1 protein-coding gene is annotated in these 1,348 nt (G+C 69.2%); it reads right to left on the minus strand.

What is annotated here, in order from left to right; translation table 11 throughout:
- Positions 1 to 1,235: ISL3 family transposase (locus J1M46_RS15050; RefSeq protein ID WP_206448800.1), on the minus strand; the 1,235-nt coding region annotated here is incomplete at its 3' end.
- Positions 1,236 to 1,348 lie beyond the last annotated feature (113 nt).

Below are 1,348 nucleotides of genomic sequence, written 5' to 3' on the forward strand. Positions count from 1 at the left end.
GCTTCGGGTGATTTGAAGCCGTATGCCATCCGGGTGATGAGTCGGATCTTGGTGTTGGTCGACTCGATGAGGCCGTTGGAGAGGTTGTGCTCGATCGCGGCGAGGATCCGTGCCCGGTGTTTGACGATCCGTTTCTGCAGCTTCACGAACGCCGGGATTCGGCAGCGGCGGGCCCAGCTGATCCACCGGTCGATCGCCTCGACGGCCGCGGCGTAGGGCAGCTGGAAGATGACGCGCAGCCCTTCCTTGAGCAGGTACGAGCGATACAGCTTCGGGTCGGTCTTCGCGACCCAGGCGAGTTTCGCCTGCTGGTGCTCGGTGAGGTTCTCCGGGTTCTTCCAGAGCGAGTAGCGGGCGCCCTTGAGCGCCGTGGCGCGCTCGCTGCCCGGCCGTGGTGGCGCATCGGCTCGGGGCCGGCCACGACCCCGCTTCGGCTCCGACCGGGCCAGCGTCCGGGCGTCGTTCCACGCTTCCCGGCGCACCTCGTCGAGCGCGTCGGTGGCCCACGACACGACGTGGTACGGGTCAGCGACGCGGACCGCGGCCGGGCACTTCTCCGCGACGATCGCGTCGATGAAGCCGGCGCCATCGGCGGAGACATGCGTGATCTGGGCGCACCGTTCAGGCCCGAGCAGGTCGAAGAACTGGCGCACCGTGGCGCGGTCGCGTCCGGGCGCGGCCCACACCAGCCGCCGCGCGTCGTGGTCGACGACGACCATCAGGTACTTGTGGCCCTTCTTGTAGCTGATCTCGTCGATCCCGATCCGGCGCAGGCCCGCGAACCGGTCGGTGCCGGCCTCCACGTCGGCCCAGACGCGAGTGATGATCGAGCCGACCGTGCGCCAGGCGATCCGCATCAACGCCGTCACGGTCGACTTCGCCGACTGGGTCGCCAACCACGCGACCGTCTCGTCGAAGGCGTAGGTATGGCCGGCATCGTGCCGGGCCCACGGCACCGACGCCACCACCACCCCGTGCCTGCGGCACCGCACCCGCGGCGACTCCGCCTCGAGCTCGGCACGCACCGTGGCCAGATCCAGCGCCCGCCAGCGCCGCCGACCCGGCCCGGCGTCATAGCCGGGGCTGCGCCGGCCACAGATGCCACACCGGCCCCGCTGCCGCTTCGTCGGCCGCACATGCGCGACCAACAAATCGGCGTCCTCGTCGAACTCGACTCGCTCGATCACCGTCTTCTCGACGCCCAGCAGGCACCGCCATAGGCTGACATCACGCACGCCGTTCTCCTGACCACTCGTTTCCGTACCTTTGACAGTTCAGAAACTAGGCAGGGAACGGCGTGCGGCCGTCACGGCACGCTCAACGCGCCCACAGGTATGTCAGGAGCGCC

Origin of the sequence: Agrococcus sp. KRD186, from assembly GCF_017168255.1 — a bacterium.
Classification (GTDB): domain Bacteria; phylum Actinomycetota; class Actinomycetes; order Actinomycetales; family Microbacteriaceae; genus Agrococcus.